This window comes from Modestobacter sp. L9-4 (genome assembly GCF_019112525.1).
Taxonomy (GTDB): Bacteria; Actinomycetota; Actinomycetes; order Mycobacteriales; family Geodermatophilaceae; genus Modestobacter.
This window is the reverse complement of record NZ_CP077800.1, coordinates 1,021,390-1,037,951: the sequence shown is the minus strand read 5'-3', so window position 1 is coordinate 1,037,951 and position 16,562 is coordinate 1,021,390. Positions and strand designations below refer to the sequence as shown.

Sequence of the window (16,562 nt, the reverse complement as noted above, 5' to 3'; positions counted from 1 at the left end):
GGTGGAACGCTGACCAGTTCGGCTCGGATGTCCAGTTCGCTGTTAGTACGGCTCGTTGATCCATCACCGGCCCTTCACGGGGTCACAGGGGTGGGGAGGGTCTGGAACGCGAGTGGCTGGGGGTACCGGGTCGTAGGCACGCTGTTGGGTCCTGAGGGAACGGGCCGGCCAGGCCGTGGAGGAGCGCGAGCTGCTTCAAGGGTCTGGTTGGGTGTTCGCTCTGGGAGTCCCATCTGCTCGTCATACCGCTCGGGTAACCCCGGGGTCTGGTGGTGTCATGTGGTGGGTCATCTTCCGTACTTTGAGAACTGCACAGTGGACGCGAGCATCTAGTAAGCAAGTATCTGGATACCCGCACTGATCCATGACCCACAGATGTGGTGGCCGCGAGGTTGTCACGGGGTGGGGTTGTGGGTGGGTGTGGGTGTTCTTGTGTGTGGTCAAGTTGTTAAGGGCACACGGTGGATGCCTGGGCACCAGGAGCCGATGAAGGACGTAGGAGGCTGCGATAAGCCTCGGGGAGCTGTCAACCGAGCGTTGATCCGAGGATTTCCGAATGGGGGAACCCCGCACCAGTCATGTGGTGTGACCCGCGCCTGAACACATAGGGCGTGTGGAGGGAACGTGGGGAAGTGAAACATCTCAGTACCCACAGGAAGAGAAAACAACCGTGATTCCGTGAGTAGTGGCGAGCGAAAGCGGATGAGGCTAAACCGATCGCATGCCAAGCCGGCAGGCGTTGTGTGGTCGGGGTCGTGGGACGATTCAGCATCTTCTGCCGAAGGTGCAGGGAGTCAGAAAGCCATGTGTTAGTGGAAGGCCTCTGGAAGGGGTCGCCGTAGAGGGTGAGAGCCCCGTACACGAAAACTCATGGCCTCCCGAGTTGTATCCCAAGTAGCACCGAGCCCGTGAAATTCGGTGTGAATCTGGCGGGACCACCCGCTAAGCCTAAATACTCCCTGGTGACCGATAGCGGACAAGTACCGTGAGGGAAAGGTGAAAAGTACCCCGGGAGGGGAGTGAAATAGTACCTGAAACCGTGTGCCTACAAGCCGTGAGAGCCTTATGCGCACTTGTGCGTGGGGGTGATTGCGTGCCTTTTGAAGAATGAGCCTGCGAGTTAGCGGTACGTGGCGAGGTTAACCCGTGTGGGGTAGCCGTAGCGAAAGCGAGTCCGAACAGGGCGATTGAGTCGCGTGCTCTAGACCCGAAGCCGAGTGATCTACCCATGGCCAGGTTGAAGCGCGGGTAAGACCGCGTGGAGGACCGAACCCACTTCAGTTGAAAATGGAGGGGATGAGCTGTGGGTAGGGGTGAAAGGCCAATCAAACTCGGTGATAGCTGGTTCTCCCCGAAATGCATTTAGGTGCAGCGTCACGTGTTTCTTGCCGGAGGTAGAGCACTGGATGGTCTAGGGGCCCCACAAGGTTACTGAAATCAACCAAACTCCGAATGCCGGTAAGTGAGAGCGTGGCAGTGAGACTGCGGGCGATAAGGTTCGTAGTCGAGAGGGAAACAGCCCAGATCATCAGCTAAGGCCCCTAAGCGTGTGCTAAGTGGAAAAGGATGTGGGATTGCCGTGACAACCAGGAGGTTGGCTTAGAAGCAGCCACCCTTGAAAGAGTGCGTAATAGCTCACTGGTCAAGTGGTTCCGCGCCGACAATGTAGCGGGGCTCAAGCACACCGCCGAAGCTGTGGCATTCACATGAACCCGTCCGGTCCTTCGGGGTCGGGCCAGGTGTGTGGATGGGTAGGGGAGCGTCGTGTGGCCATTGAAGCGGCGGAGTGATCCAGCCGTGGAGGCCACACGAGTGAGAATGCAGGCATGAGTAGCGAAAGGGGAGTGAGAAACTCCCCCGCCGGATGACCAAGGGTTCCTGGGCCAGGCTAATCCGCCCAGGGTGAGTCGGGACCTAAGGCGAGGCCGACAGGCGTAGTCGATGGACAACGGGTTGATATTCCCGTACCCGCGAAAGAACGCCCATGCTGAACCCAGCGATGCTAACCGCCTGAAACCGGTGACTGACCTTCGGGTCTGATCCGGCGGAACGCGGGACCCGGACTGGTAGTAGGCAAGCGATGGGGTGACGCAGGAAGGTAGTCCTACCGGTGAATGGTAGTACCGGTGCAAGGGTGTGGCCCGTGGGATAGGTAAATCCGTTCCACACGAGGGTGAGGCCTGACGCATAGCCGAATGAGGCGAATTGGATGATCCTATGCTGCCGAGAAAAGCCTCTAGCGAGTTCTTAGCGGCCCGTACCCCAAACCAACTCAGGTGGTCAGGTAGAGAATACCAAGGCGATCGAGCGAACTGTGGTTAAGGAACTCGGCAAAATGCCCCCGTAACTTCGGGAGAAGGGGGGCCATCTGCTGTGAACCGCTTACGCGGGGCAGCGGTGGGTGGCCGCAGAGACCAGTGAGAAGCGACTGTTTACTAAAAACACAGGTCCGTGCGAAGTCGAAAGACGATGTATACGGACTGACGCCTGCCCGGTGCTGGAACGTTAAGGGGACGGGTTAGCCGCAAGGCGAAGCTCAGAACTCAAGCGCCAGTAAACGGCGGTGGTAACTATAACCATCCTAAGGTAGCGAAATTCCTTGTCGGGTAAGTTCCGACCTGCACGAATGGCGTAACGACTTCTCAGCTGTCTCAACCACAGGCTCGGCGAAATTGCACTACGAGTAAAGATGCTCGTTACGCGCGGCAGGACGGAAAGACCCCGGGACCTTCACTATAGCTTGATATTGGTGTTCGGTTCGGCTTGTGTAGGATAGGTGGGAGACTGTGAAGCGGGCACGCCAGTGTTCGTGGAGTCATCGTTGAAATACCACTCTGGTCGAATTGGATGTCTAACCTCGGTCCGTGATCCGGATCAGGAACAGTGTCAGGTGGGTAGTTTAACTGGGGCGGTTGCCTCCCAAAATGTAACGGAGGCGCCCAAAGGTTCCCTCAGCCTGGTTGGCAATCAGGTGTCGAGTGCAAGTGCACAAGGGAGCTTGACTGCGAGACCGACGGGTCGAGCAGGAGCGAAAGCTGGGACTAGTGACCCGGCACCGGCATGTGGAAGCGGTGTCGCTCAACGGATAAAAGGTACCCCGGGGATAACAGGCTGATCTTCCCCAAGAGTCCATATCGACGGGATGGTTTGGCACCTCGATGTCGGCTCGTCGCATCCTGGGGCTGGAGTAGGTCCCAAGGGTTGGGCTGTTCGCCCATTAAAGCGGCACGCGAGCTGGGTTTAGAACGTCGTGAGACAGTTCGGTCCCTATCCGCCGCGCGCGTAAGAGACTTGAGAAGTGCTGTCCCTAGTACGAGAGGACCGGGACGGACGAACCTCTGGTGTGCCAGTTGTTCCGCCAGGAGCACTGCTGGTTGGCTACGTTCGGCAGGGATAACCGCTGAAAGCATCTAAGCGGGAAGCCTTCTTCAAGATGAGGTCTCTCACCGGGTCAACCGGGTAAGGCCCCCGCCCAGACCAGCGGGTTGATAGGCCGGAAGTGGAAGCGGCGTAAGTCGTGGAGCTGACCGGTACTAATAGGCCGAGGGCTTGACCATCACAACACCCAGCCTCATAGCTTTTCTAGTTGTCTCGCGTCCACTGTGTGGTTCTGAACGTACGGAACCCACCCCCAACCCGATCCCCGCACTCTCGTGTGGTGGTCCGGGTGGAGTGGGGTGGGCCCGATAAGTTCACAGCGTTACGGCGGTCATGGCGAAAGGGAAACGCCCGGTCTCATTCCGAACCCGGAAGCTAAGCCTTTCAGCGCCGATGGTACTGCCCCGGGGACGGGGTGGGAGAGTAGGACGCCGCCGGACACAACTCCCAGGAACGGGGTCACAGCATCAGCTGTGGCCCCGTTTCTGCATGTCCGGGGACTATCGATCGGCGGTCCGGACAGGAACTGCACCCCTGCAGCGATACCTGCAGCATCGCTGCGGCTACACGGTCGCCTGTCCCGCATCTGTCGCGTCAGGACCTGTCGCGGACGTGAGTGCCAGCACGCGCTCGGCCGGCGTGCGGTACTCGACGACCGGCGCACGCACGCAACGCTCCTACCGGAGTGACGACAACCGGCGCACGCGCGCGATGTCGCTACCGGAGTGACGACGACAGGCGCACGCACGCAACCCTCCTGCCGGCCTGACGAAAGTCCACGGGCCGTCCCCCCAGGTCCCGCCTTCGTGTGGGTCGCTCGTCCACGGGTCACCACGACCGGCGAGGTGGGCCTGCGCCAGTTACCCACCGATGCCGGGCTGTGAGCGTCCGCGGCGCTGAGCGTGCGCTGCGACCTCTCGATGCCAGGTCCACAGCGCAACGGTCAGCACGTGCCTCGACTCCAGCGTCAGCGGCGGCGGTCGGGTGCGGCGGTGGTGGCACCCACGTTGTCGTCGAGCCACTGGTTGAGGGCGGCGTACTGCCGCCATGCACCGCGCACCCGCTCCAGGGCAGCGCGCTCCTGCAGCCACTCCGCCGGCTCCCACACCTGGGAGGCGTACAGCGACCGGTGCCGGAGGAGCCCGATCCGTGGGTGGTCCATGGCGTGCCCACGCGGGGCCCGCACCAGCTGGTCCCCGTCGATGAGGAACCCGGCCTCCCGCAGCCGCGTGACCTCACGCTCCAGGCGCGGACCCTGCACGTCGTCGGCGACCGCCCGCCGGTACCGCTCGACCTGGTCCGGCTGCAGACGCCAGCACCCACCGGAGACCAGCAGACCGTCCGCCGACACCTGGACGTACAGCGAGCCGAGGCCCGCGCCGTCCCGGTGGAGGACCGCGCCCTGGTGGGTCTTGTAGGGCGTCTTGTCGTGGCTGAAGCGGACGTCCCGATAGGGCCGGAAGAGCTTCGGCGTGCCGAACTCGGCCGTCAGCTCCTCGGTGAGCGCCAGCATCGGAGCACGGACGTGCGTCTCGTACTCGCTGCGGTGCCCGGTCCAGTAGGTCCTGCTGTTGTCGGCCTCGAGGCCCTCGTAGAAGACCAGCGCCTCGTCGGGGAAGCCGGTGAAGCGGGGAGAGCTCACGATGTCCCTTCTCGGTCGGCGGCGGGGTGGTCCCCGTCCAGCCGGGTGTGCCAGCGCACCTGCCGCACGGCGTCGTCCCCGGACTCCAGGACACGCACACCGCCCTCGGGCGCCCAGCCGGCCGTCTCCAGGAACCGGGCGGTCACCGTGTCCTGTTCCGCCAGCCAGCTGGTGAGGGTGGTGACACCTGCCGCCCGGGCCAGGTCGGCGACCGCGGCCAGCAGCCGGCTGCCGTGGCCGCGGCGTCCCCAGCGCGGTTCCACGAGCAGCACGGTCAGCTCGCGTGCCGCCCCGTCGGGTGCGGTCACGGCGAACCCGACGACGGCACCGGCGTCCACGGCGACCAGGACGCTGTGCGCCGGCGACGGGGGAGCGGAGAGGGCGGTGCGCCAGGTCCCCGCCGCGTCGGCGTCGTCCCAGGCGTCGAGGACGCCGGCCGGCAACAGGTCGCCGAACGCGGTCCGCCAGGTCACCAGCTGCACACGGGCGATCGCCGCCGCGTCGTCCGGGCCGGCCGTACGGACGGAGACCTCGGCCGAGCCGGTCAGGCGCAGCGACGGGGTGTCCACGGCGGCAGCCTAGGCGCGACCGAGGGGGACGCGGCCGGCTCGTCGGCTGTCGGACCCGGCGGGCAGGATCACCGGTCGTGGAGCCAACCGTCGAGCGGCTGCCGGCCGCACTGGCCCGGCGCATCGCGCTGGCCGCCCAGGGGTTCGCCGACCCGCGCCCGGACGGGCCGGTGGGCACCCGGCAGCTGCGGCGCACCGTCGAGCGGCTGGGCGTCGTCCAGATCGACTCGGTGAACGTCGTGTCCCGCTCGCACTACCTGCCGTACTTCAGCCGGCTCGGCCCCTACCCGCGGGCGGCGGTCGACCGGCTGGCGAACGAGCGGCACGACGTCGTCGAGTACTGGGCGCACGAGGCCTCCTTCCTGCCGGTCCGGTTGCACCCGCACCTGCGCTGGCGGATGGCCGCCGTCGAGCAGGAGGCCTGGGGGTCGATGACGCGCGTGCAGCGCGAGCGCCCCGAGTACGTCGCGGCCCTGCTGGAGCGCATCCGGGTCGACGGGCCGCTGAGGGCCAGCCAGCTCGCCGAGGTGCGGCCCAACCGGCCCGGCAGCATGTGGAACTGGCACGAGGGCAAGGCCGCGCTGGAGTACCTCTTCTTCACCGGCGCGCTCACCGCCCGCGCGCGCACCGCCGGGTTCGAGCGCGTCTACGACCTCACCGAGCGGGTGCTGCCCGCCGCCGTCGTGCAGGCGCCCACCCCCGAGCGCGGGGACGCCGTGCGCGAGCTGGTGCGCACCGCCGCCCGCGCACTCGGCGTCGCCACCGAGACCGACCTGCGCGACTACTTCCGCCTCTCACCCACTGACGCCCGGACCGCGATCGCCGAGCTCACCGACGCAGGCGAGCTGGCGCCGGTGCAGGTCACCGGCTGGGACCGGCCGGCCTGGCTGGTGCCCGACGCGCGGCGGCCGCGGTGGGTCCGCGCCCGGGCGCTGCTGTCGCCCTTCGACTCGCTGGTCTGGGAGCGACCGCGGGTCGAACGCCTCTTCGGGTTCCGCTACCGGCTGGAGATCTACACGCCGGCCGCGAAGCGCGTGCACGGCTACTACGTGCTGCCCTTCCTGCTCGGCGACGCCCTCGTCGCCCGGGTCGACCTCAAGGCCGACCGGCAGGCCGGCGTCCTGCGGGTGCAGGCCGCCCACGCCGAGGCCGGGGTGGACGTCGTCGAGGTGGCCCGCGAGCTGGCCGCCGAGCTGCGGCTGATGGCCGCCTGGCTGGAGCTGGACACCGTCGCCGTGGCCGACGCCGGCGACCTCGCCGCGGACCTGACCGCCGCTCTCGTCGGACCCGGCACCTAGCATCGGGTGGCCGGTCGCGGGCACCCGCCGCGGCGCCGGCGGCATCCCGACCAGACCAGGAGCGTGCGTGACCCAGCAGCCGGACACCCAGTACGAGGACCTGCTCCGGCGGGTGCTGGAGCACGGCGAGCCCAAGTCCGACCGCACGGGCACCGGCACGCGCAGCCTGTTCGGCGAGCGCCTGCGCTACGACCTGTCCCAGGGGTTCCCGCTGGTGACCACGAAGAGCGTGCACTTCCGGTCGATCGCCTACGAGCTGCTGTGGTTCCTCCGCGGCGACGGCAACGTCCGCTGGCTGCAGGAGCACGGCGTCTCGATCTGGGACGAGTGGGCTGCCGAGGACGGCAGCCTCGGGCCGGTCTACGGCGTGCAGTGGCGCTCCTGGCCCACCCCCGACGGCCGGGAGATCGACCAGATCTCCACCGTCCTGGAGACACTGCGCACCGACCCGGACTCCCGGCGGATGCTCGTCTCGGCCTGGAACGTCGGGGCGCTGCCGGACATGGCCCTGGCGCCCTGCCACGCCCTCTTCCAGTTCCACGTCAGCGGCGGCCGGTTGTCCTGCCAGCTCTACCAGCGCAGCGCCGACCTGTTCCTCGGCGTCCCCTTCAACATCGCCAGCTACGCGCTGCTCACCCAGATGGTCGCCCAGCAGGTCGGGCTCGAGCCGGGCGACTTCATCTGGGTCGGTGGCGACTGCCACGTCTACGACAACCACGTGACCCAGGTGCGCGAGCAGCTGACCCGGGAGCCGTACCCCTTCCCGCGGCTGGAGATCGACCCGGCGCCCTCGCTGTTCGAGCACAGCTACGAGCAGTTCCACCTGCTCGACTACCAGCACCACCCGGCGATCCGCGGCAAGGTGGCCGTGTGACGTCCCCGGCCGGCCCGGGCGCCGTCCGGATGGTCTGGGCGCAGGCCCACGACCGGGTCCTCGGCGCCGACGGGACGCTGCCCTGGCACCTGCCCGAGGACCTCCGGCTGTTCAAGGCGCTCACCCTCGGGTCGACGGTCGTGATGGGCCGGCGCACGTGGGAGTCGCTGCCGGCCCGGGTCCGCCCGCTGCCGGGCCGGCGCAACGTCGTCCTCAGCTCCACGCTGTCGGCCGTCGACACCGGGGTGCCGGTGGCGCGGTCGGTCGCCGACGTGCTCGCCGGCGACGACGACGTGTGGGTGATCGGCGGCGGCGGGGTCTACGCAGCCCTCCTGCCGCACGCGACCGAGGTCGTCACCACCGAGATCGACGCCGCGTTCCCCGGCGACACGTTCGCCCCCGCGCTCGACGCCGGCTGGACGCGGTCGGCCCGGGTGCCCGCCCGGGGGTGGCTGCGGTCGTCGTCCGGTCTGCGGTTCGCGGTCTCGGTGTGGACGCGGGACGGCGGTGTGCCGGCGACGGCGCAGGCCGTGGCGGACGCCCTCGCCGCGGTGCCCGAGGACGACGCGGCACCCTCGTAGGCTCGACCGCGTGCCCGCCATCGCCCCGCTGAGGGTCCAGGTCATCGCCCAGACGCAGTTCACCCCGCCGGCGGACGTGCCCTGGGAGACCGACGCCGACGGCGGGCAGGCGCTCGCGGAGTTCGCCGGACGGGCCTGCTACCAGTCCTGGTCCAAGCCGAACCCGGCGACGGCCACCAACGCCGGGTACCTGCGGCACATCCTCGAGGTCGGGCACCTGTCGGTGCTCGAGCACGGCTCGGTGACGATGTACCTCACCGGGGTCTCCCGGTCGCTGACCCACGAGCTGATCCGGCACCGGCACTTCTCCTACAGCCAGCTCTCCCAGCGCTACGTGCCCGAGACCGACGCCGCCGTGGTGGAGCCCACCGCCATCGCCGAGGACCCGGTGCTGCACGCGAAGTTCCTCGCCGCCACCGAGGCCGCGGTGGCCGCCTACACCGAGCTGCTGGAGGGGCTGGAGGAGCGCTTCGCCGACGCACCCAACGCCACGCTGCGCCGCAAGCAGGCCCGCCAGGCCGCCCGCGCGGTGCTGCCCAACGCCACCGAGACCCGGATCGTGGTCACCGGCAACTACCGCGCGTGGCGGCACTTCGTCGCGATGCGGGCCAGCGAGCACGCCGACGTGGAGATCCGGGAGCTGGCGGTGGCGTGCCTGCGGGAGCTGCAGCGGGTCGCCGGCAACGTGTTCTCCGACTTCCGGATCAGCGCGCTGGCCGACGGCACCGAGGTCGCGGCCAGCCCGTACGTGACCGAGGGCTGACCCACCGGCACCGCGGGAGCGACCGGGGGAGCGGTGGTCGGTAGATTCCCACCATGACCACCGATCCCGCCCGGCCCTTCGGGCGTGTGCTCACGGCCATGGTCACCCCGCTGACCGAGGACGGGTCGATCGACCTCTCCGGCGCGCAAGAGCTGGCCGCGCACCTGGTCGACCGCCAGTCCCACGACGGCCTGGTGGTCTTCGGCACGACCGGGGAGTCGCCGACCATCAGCGACGCCGAGCAGCACGCCGTCCTGGAGGCGGTGCTGGACGCCGTCGGCGACCGGGCCACCGTCATCGCCGGGGTGGGCACCAACGACACCGCGCACTCGATCGAGAAGGCGCAGTCGGCTGCCCGGCTCGGCGTGCACGGCCTGCTCGTGGTGACCCCGTACTACAACAAGCCCCCGCAGGCCGGGCTGCTGCGGCACTTCACCGCCGTCGCGGACTCCACCGACCTGCCGGTGATGCTCTACGACATCCCGCCCCGGTCGGTCGTGCCGATCGAGGTCGAGACCCTCGTGCGGGCCGCCGAGCACCCGAACATCGTCGCGGTGAAGGACGCCAAGGGCGACCTCGGCGCGGTGATGTGGACCCTGGCCCGCACCGACCTCGCCTACTACTCCGGCGAGGACATGCTCAACCTGCCGCTGCTGGCCGCCGGTGCGGTGGGCGTGGTCAGCGTGGTCGGCCACCTGGTGGGCACCCGGCTGGCCGAGCTCATCGCCGCGGTCGAGGCCGGCGACCTGGTGACCGCCCGCGCGGTCAACCAGGCGCTGCTGCCGGTCTACACCGGCGTCTTCCGCACGCAGGGCACGATCATGATCAAGGCGGCGCTGCGCGAGCTGGGGCTGCCGGCCGGCCCCGTCCGCCCGCCGCTCGTCGACGCCACCCCCCAGGAGCTGGAGCAACTGCGCATGGACCTCGCCGCCGGGGGCGTCACCCTGTGACCACCGTGATGCCGCCGAAGGGGCAGCCCGCACTGCAGCCCCACCTCGGCCTGCAGGCGCCCCCGCCGCTGCCGGCGGGCGGCCTGCGGGTGATGGCGCTGGGCGGGCTGGGCGAGATCGGCCGCAACATGGCCGTCCTGGAGTTCGACGGCCAGCTCCTGGTCATCGACTGCGGGGTGCTCTTCCCCGAGGCCGACCAGCCCGGCGTCGACCTGATCCTGCCCGACTTCGGGGTCATCGAGCACCGGCTGCACGAGATCACCGCCGTCGTCCTCACCCACGGGCACGAGGACCACATCGGCGCCGTCCCGTACCTGCTGCGGCTGCGCAAGGACATCCCGCTGGTGGGGTCCCGGTTCACCCTGGCGCTGGTCAAGGCCAAGCTGCGCGAGCACCGCATCGACCCGGTGCTGGTCGAGGTGGCCGCCGGTGACGACCACCTGGCCGGGCCCTTCCACTGCGAGTTCATCAGCGTCAACCACTCGATCCCCGACGCGCTCGCCGTCGCCGTGCACACCCCGCCGGCACGCTGGTGCACACCGGTGACTTCAAGATGGACCAGCTGCCGCTGGACGGCGTCCTCACCGACCTGGGCGCCTTCGCCCGGCTCGGCGTCGAGGGCATCGACCTGCTGCTGGCCGACTCCACCAACGCCGAGGTGCCCGGGTTCGTCACCTCCGAGCGCACCATCGGCCCGGTCCTGGACGACGTGTTCGCCCGGGCCACCCAGCGGCTCATCGTCTCCAGTTTCGCCAGCCACGTGCACCGCATCCAGCAGGTGCTCGACTGCGCCGCCAAGCACGGGCGCAAGGCCGCGTTCGTCGGCCGCTCGATGGTGCGCAACATGGGCGTCGCGCAGGACCTCGGCCTGCTGCACGTGCCGCCGGGCCTGATGGTCAAGCTCGACGAGGCCACCGCCATGCCCCCGGAGCAGGTCGTGCTGATCAGCACCGGGTCGCAGGGCGAGCCGCTGTCCGCGCTCGGCCGCATGGCGCGCGGTGACCACCACCAGATCACCATCGAGGCCGGCGACACGATCATCCTGGCGTCGTCCCTGGTGCCCGGGAACGAGACCTCGGTCTACAAGGTCATCAACTCCCTCGCCCGGCTCGGCGCGACCGTCGTGCACAAGGAGACGGCGAAGGTGCACGTCTCCGGGCACGCCCCGGCCGGCGAGCTGCGCACCCTGATCAACGTGGCCAAGCCGCGGCACCTGATGCCGGTGCACGGCGAGTGGCGGCACCTGCGGGCGCACGCCGCGCTGGCCGAGCAGACCGGCATGCGCCGGGACCAGGTCCTGCTCGCCGAGGACGGCGTGGTCGTCGACCTCGTCGACGGCAAGGCCTCGATCGTGGGCAGCGTGCCGATCGGCAACGTCTACGTCGACGGGCTCAACGTCGGCGACGTCGGCGAGGAGTCGCTGCAGGCCCGCCGGATCCTCGGCGACGAGGGCTTCGTGGCCCTCACCGTGGTCATCGAGCCCTCCACCCGCACGATCGTGCGGCCGGTGCACCTGACCGCCCGCGGCTTCTCCGACGACCAGGGCGCCTTCGACGAGGTGCTCGAGCTGGTGGAGAAGGAGCTCGGCCGGGCCATGGAGGACCAGTCGGTGGACGCCCACCGGCTCTCCCAGGTCATCCGCCGCACGGTCGGCAAGTGGGTGTCGGACAAGTACCGCCGCCGCCCGATGATCATCCCGACCGTCCTCGAGGTCTAGCCGTCATGGAGTCCCAGCGCATCGTCTCCCGAGCGCTGGGACTCCATGGCGTCAGCGCACGACCTCGATCGGGGTGATGCCCTCCTCGGCGGGGAGGGTGAAGCCGAGCACCTGGGCGTAGAAGGACAGCTCGCCGTCCAGGGCGGCGCGGATGTTCGCCGCCTTGCGGAAGCCGTGCTGCTCACCGGCGAACAGCAGGTAGGCGTGCGGCACGCCCTTGGCGCGCAGTGCGGCGACCATCATCTCGGCCTGCTCCGGCGGGACGACCCGGTCCTCGTCGCCCTGGAACACCGCGAGCGGGGTGTCGAGGGCGTCGACGTGGTGGATGGGGGAGCGCTCGGCGTAGACGTCGGCGCCCGAGGGCCACGGCGCGATCAGCCCGTCGAGGTAGCGCGACTCGAAGGAGTGCGTGTCGGCGGCCAGCGCGGCCAGGTCGGCGACGCCGTAGTGGCTGGCGCCGGCGGCGAACACCCCGGGGCGGAAGGTGAGCGCGGCCAGCGTCGTGTAGCCACCGGCCGAGCCACCGCGGATGGCCAGCCGGGCCGGGTCGACGCGGCCGTCGCCGGCCAGCCACTGCGCGCAGGACACGACGTCGTCGAGGTCGGCGATGCCCCAGTTGCCCTGCAGCGCGTCGCGGTACCGCCGGCCGTAGCCGGTCGAGCCGCGGTAGTCGACGTCGGCGACGGCGAACCCGCGGGAGGTCCAGTACTGCACGCCGAGGTCGAGCACGGCCCGGGCGGCCGACGTCGGCCCGCCGTGCACCAGCACCAGCAGCGGCGGGCGCTCGTCGTCCGGTCCGGTCACCTGCGGGTTGGCCGGCGGGTAGAACAGCGCGTGCGCCTCACCGACGCCGGAGTCGCCCGGCACGGTCGGGAAGGTGACGTGCTGCGGGCGGGAGAACCAGCCGGCGTCCAGGCCGAGCTCGCGGGCGGGCCGGAGCACCTCACCGGCACCGTCCAGGGAGGTGCGCAGCACCACCGACTCCGACGTCGGGCCACCGGCGACGCACACCACGGCTTCGCCGGCGGCGCGCAGCTGGCCGAACGAGGCGTACTGCGACGGCAGCTCGCGCACGGTGCCGTCGGCCTCGCGGACGGCGAGCCGGTCGGCGCCGTCCCGGCCGTACGCCAGCGCCACCCGGCCACCGGACAGCAGGGCGAACCGGCTCTGCCCGAACACCCACTGCGGGCCGGCGATGTCACTGCCCGGGTCGAGCACGAGCTCGATGCCCGCGGCGGGGGTCCAGCGGTAGAGCGCCCACACGTCGGTGCGGTCGGCGAAGAACCACAGCGACCCGTCCGCGGCCCAGGTCGGCTGCACGACCGACTCCGGCTGCGCCCCGGACCGGCCGCCGGCCACCACCGTCTCGGTGCCGTCGGGCGCGCGGACCACCAGCTCGGCGGCGTCCCAGGGCATGTCCGGGTGCTGCCACTGCAGCCAGGACAGCGAACCGTCGGGGGAGCGGCGCGGGTCGGAGACGAAGTCGGGCCCGTGCACCAGCACCTCGGTGGTGCCGTCGACGGCGACCCGCACCACCTCGTGGACGACGTCGGCGGAGGCGCCGCTCGCGGTGTGGGTCTCCCGGACGGCGAGCACCGCCGCGCCGTCCTCGACGACGGACAGGTCGGCGTACCGGACGCCGGCGGGCAGCTCCGGCTCGGGCGTCACCGCCACCGGCTCGGTGCTGCCGGCCGCGACCCGGTACAGCCGCTGGTCGTCGTAGGCGGTGAGCCACACGGCGCCGGCCGAGACCGTCCACGCGCCGCCGCCGTACTCGTGCACGCGGGTGCGGGCGTTCCACGGCGGCGGGAGCAGGTCGGTCGTCGTCCCGTCGGGGGAGCGGCGGACCAGGGCGGTGCGACCGCCCTCGCTGGGCCGGCCCTCGGCCCACCAGACGTCGTCCCCGTCGACGACGACCTCGCCCAGCCGGGCGGCGGCGCGCACGACGAGCTCGGAGGTGATCGGGGTGGGCCAGCTGCCGAAGGGGAGCGTCTGCGCAGGAGCGGTCACGGGTCTGACCGTAACGAGCGTGGCCGGTGGGCGCTGCGACCGTCCAGCCGGCGCCGGGACTGGACGATCGGAACCGGATCCGGACACGCTGTGCGCAATGGGGCCGGGGTCTCCGGTCGCGGTTTACCGTCGGAGCATGCCTGCTCGCGCGACGACGTCGAACCGGGCGCCTGCTCGCGGCGGCAGCCCTGCCCGCCCGCGCGCCGGCGGCTCGACTGCCAAGAAGCGGCCCCCCGCGAAGAAGACCGGTGCCACGGCCGCCCGCCGTCCCGCGCCGAAGAAGAGCTCCCCGCTCGCCGGCAGCCTGTGGCGCGGGGCGTCGGGTGCCTGGGGCCTGCTGGCCCGCGGCGCCGGCGGCGTGGCCCGCTCCGTGGCCCGCCCGTCCGAGACCGAGCCGCTGGGTCCCGAGCACCGCCGTGACGGGGTCGGCCTCGCCGTCCTCGGTCTGGCCATCGTGCTGGGCGCCGCGGCCTGGACCGACGGCATCGGCCCCGTCGGCTCGCTGCTCACCGACGCCGTCCACTGGGCCATCGGCTCGCTGACCATGGTGCTGCCGGTCGTGCTGTTCCTGGTCGCCGTCCGGCTGCTGCGCCACCCACCGCACCCCGAGGCGCGCGGGCGGCTGCTCATCGGCTGGGTGAGCGTGGTCGCCGCGGTCGTCGGCACCACCCACGTCGTCGGCTCGCACGCCGACGCCGGGCCCCGCTCGGGTGCCGGTGGGCTGCTCGGCTGGGCGGTCGGCACCCCGCTGACCGCCGGCGTCGGCAGCGTCGTCACGGTCATGCTGCTGGTCCTGCTGGCGTTCTTCGGCCTGCTCGTGGTCACCGCGACCCCCGTGCACCAGGTCCCCGAGCGGCTGCGCGGCTGGGTCGACCGGCAGCTGGGCCGCGACGACGAGGACGCCGACTACGACGCCTTCGACGAGATCTACGAGGAGGACGAGCCGCCGACGCCGCGCAGCCGCCGGGGCCGCAAGACCGCTGTGGCGGAGCTGCAGGACACCCTGGACACCGGGGAGATCCCGCTGCCGCGCGTCGACCACGGTGCGATGGCCGAGGCGCCGCTGGCCGTCGTCACCGAGCCGCCGCCCCCGCCGGTGCCCACCCGCCGCCCGATCGTCGACCGCACGGCCCCGCCGGAGGACCTCCCCCCGATCGAGGAGCCCGAGCAGCTGCGCATCCAGCCGGTCGAGGGCACCTACACGCTGCCCTCGGTCAGCGTCCTGCGCCCGGGCACCCCGCCGCGGGCCAAGTCCAAGGCCAACGACGTCGCCATCGAGGCGATCACCGGCGTGCTCGAGCAGTTCAACATCGACGCCGCCGTCACCAGCTACACCCGCGGCCCGACGGTGACCCGCTACGAGATCGAGCTGGGCAACGCGGTCAAGGTCGAGAAGATCACCGCGCTGACCAAGAACCTCGCCTACGCCGTCGCCAACGACAACATCCGCATCCTGGCCCCGATCCCGGGCAAGTCCGCGGTCGGCGTCGAGGTGCCCAACACCGACCGCGAGACCGTCAGCCTCGGCGACGTCATGCGCTCCCAGGTGGCCAAGCAGGACCCGCACCCGATGCTGGTCGGCCTGGGCAAGGACATCGAGGGCGGCTTCGTCTGCGCCAACCTGGCGAAGATGCCGCACCTGCTGGTGGCCGGTGCCACCGGCGCCGGCAAGTCCAGCTGCATCAACTCGCTGCTGACCTCGCTGCTGCTGCGGGCGACCCCGGACCAGCTGCGGATGATCCTGGTCGACCCGAAGATGGTCGAGCTCACGCCCTACGACGGCATCCCGCACCTGATCACGCCGATCATCACCGACCCCAAGAAGGCCGCCACCGCGCTGGCCTGGCTGGTGGAGGAGATGGAGCAGCGCTACCAGGACATGCGCGCCACCGGGGTGCGGCACATCGACGACTTCAACAAGAAGGTCGAGCGCGGGGAGATCACCGCCCCGCCCGGCAGCGAGCGGGTCTACCAGCCCTACCCCTACATCCTCACCATCGTCGACGAGCTCGCCGACCTGATGATGGTCGCCCCGCGGGACGTCGAGGAGTCGATCGTCCGGATCACCCAGAAGGCCCGTGCGGCCGGCATCCACCTGGTGCTGGCCACCCAGCGCCCCTCGGTCGACGTCGTCACCGGTCTGATCAAGGCCAACGTGCCCTCGCGGCTGGCGTTCTCCACCTCCAGCCTCACCGACAGCCGGGTCATCCTCGACCAGCCGGGCGCGGAGAAGCTGATCGGCATGGGCGACGCCCTGTTCCTGCCGATCGGCGCCGGCAAGCCGATCCGCGTCCAGGGCGCCTACGTCTCCGACGCCGAGATCGAGGCGGTCGTCGAGTTCACCAAGCGGCAGGCCGAGCCGGAGTACCGCGAGGAGGTCTTCACCGCCGCGGCGGGGGAGAAGAAGGAGATCGACGAGGACATCGGCAGCGACCTGGAGCTGCTGGTCCAGGCCGTCGAGCTGGTCGTCACCAGTCAGTTCGGGTCCACCTCCATGCTGCAGCGCAAGCTGCGGGTCGGCTTCGCCAAGGCCGGCCGGCTGATGGACCTGATGGAGAGCCGCGGCATCGTCGGGCCGTCGGAGGGCTCCAAGGCCCGCGACGTGCTGCTCAAGCCCGACGAGCTGGAGTCGACGCTGTTCCTGCTGCGCGGCGGCGGCGGCGACGTCTGAGGAAGGACCCCCGTGCCCCCACGACTCGCCCCGCTCGCCGCGGGTCCCTGCACGGGGGCCGGGGGACGGCGGGGGCCGGGGTGAGGGTGGCGCTGGTCTCCCCGGCGGT

Annotated in this window: 10 protein-coding genes, 2 rRNA genes and 1 pseudogene; 10 read left to right on the top strand and 3 right to left on the bottom strand. The window is 70.2% G+C overall.

All coding sequences use genetic code 11. The features are described from left to right. The first annotated feature begins 438 nt into the window (after positions 1–438). Both KUM42_RS04785 and rrf read left to right on the top strand, forming a co-directional pair. A 23S ribosomal RNA gene (locus KUM42_RS04785) occupies positions 439–3,557 on the top strand. 144 nt (positions 3,558–3,701) lie between these two features. Continuing rightward, positions 3,702–3,818: ribosomal RNA gene (gene rrf / locus KUM42_RS04780) — 5S ribosomal RNA — on the top strand. A 527-nt stretch (positions 3,819–4,345) separates the two neighbouring features. On the opposite strand, the gene KUM42_RS04775 is transcribed toward rrf, so the two are convergent. Both KUM42_RS04775 and KUM42_RS04770 read right to left on the bottom strand, forming a co-directional pair. Further along, complete coding sequence (locus KUM42_RS04775; RefSeq protein ID WP_237495418.1) at positions 4,346–5,020, bottom strand: DUF2461 domain-containing protein; 675 nt, start codon at positions 5,018–5,020, stop codon at positions 4,346–4,348. Beyond that, positions 5,017–5,589 carry a GNAT family N-acetyltransferase gene (locus KUM42_RS04770; RefSeq protein ID WP_237495416.1) on the bottom strand — a complete coding sequence of 191 codons (573 nt, stop codon included), beginning with the start codon at positions 5,587–5,589 and terminating at the stop codon, positions 5,017–5,019. The genes KUM42_RS04775 and KUM42_RS04770 overlap by 4 nt, the downstream gene beginning before the upstream one ends. Positions 5,590–5,666: 77 nt before the next feature. Between KUM42_RS04770 and KUM42_RS04765 the strand changes: the two genes are divergently transcribed. The 7 genes and pseudogenes from KUM42_RS04765 to KUM42_RS04740 all read left to right on the top strand — a co-directional run bounded on the left by KUM42_RS04765 (position 5,667) and on the right by KUM42_RS04740 (position 11,772). After that, complete coding sequence (locus KUM42_RS04765) at positions 5,667–6,887, top strand: winged helix-turn-helix domain-containing protein (protein WP_237495415.1); 1,221 nt, start codon at positions 5,667–5,669, stop codon at positions 6,885–6,887. Positions 6,888–6,954: 67 nt separating this feature from the next. Next, positions 6,955–7,761, top strand: a complete 807-nt coding sequence (locus tag KUM42_RS04760; RefSeq protein ID WP_237495413.1) for a thymidylate synthase — start codon at positions 6,955–6,957, stop codon at positions 7,759–7,761. Then, positions 7,758–8,342 (top strand): dihydrofolate reductase, encoded by a 585-nt coding sequence (locus KUM42_RS04755; RefSeq protein WP_237495411.1) that lies wholly within the window; start codon positions 7,758–7,760, stop codon positions 8,340–8,342. Before KUM42_RS04760 ends, KUM42_RS04755 begins: the two co-directional genes overlap by 4 nt. A gap of 10 nt (positions 8,343–8,352) precedes the next feature. After that, a complete protein-coding gene (gene thyX / locus KUM42_RS04750) occupies positions 8,353–9,105 on the top strand; it encodes an FAD-dependent thymidylate synthase (RefSeq protein WP_237495409.1) in 753 nt (250 codons plus the stop codon). A gap of 53 nt (positions 9,106–9,158) precedes the next feature. After that, on the top strand, positions 9,159–10,055 hold the full coding sequence (dapA, locus tag KUM42_RS04745) for a 4-hydroxy-tetrahydrodipicolinate synthase (protein WP_237495407.1): 897 nt from the start codon (positions 9,159–9,161) through the stop codon (positions 10,053–10,055). Between the two features lie 8 nt (positions 10,056–10,063). After that, positions 10,064–10,489: pseudogene (locus KUM42_RS20235) on the top strand (MBL fold metallo-hydrolase); the annotation flags it as partial. A 98-nt stretch (positions 10,490–10,587) separates the two neighbouring features. Beyond that, complete coding sequence (locus tag KUM42_RS04740; RefSeq protein WP_304610745.1) at positions 10,588–11,772, top strand: ribonuclease J; 1,185 nt, start codon at positions 10,588–10,590, stop codon at positions 11,770–11,772. 51 nt (positions 11,773–11,823) lie between these two features. Here KUM42_RS04740 and KUM42_RS04735 read toward each other — a convergent pair whose 3' ends face one another. Beyond that, positions 11,824–13,782, bottom strand: coding sequence for a prolyl oligopeptidase family serine peptidase (locus KUM42_RS04735; RefSeq protein ID WP_237495405.1), 1,959 nt, complete (start codon positions 13,780–13,782; stop codon positions 11,824–11,826). Between the two features lie 136 nt (positions 13,783–13,918). On the opposite strand from KUM42_RS04735, the gene KUM42_RS04730 reads away from it, so the two are divergent. Then, positions 13,919–16,453 (top strand): DNA translocase FtsK, encoded by a 2,535-nt coding sequence (locus KUM42_RS04730; RefSeq protein ID WP_237495404.1) that lies wholly within the window; start codon positions 13,919–13,921, stop codon positions 16,451–16,453. Positions 16,454–16,562 lie beyond the last annotated feature (109 nt).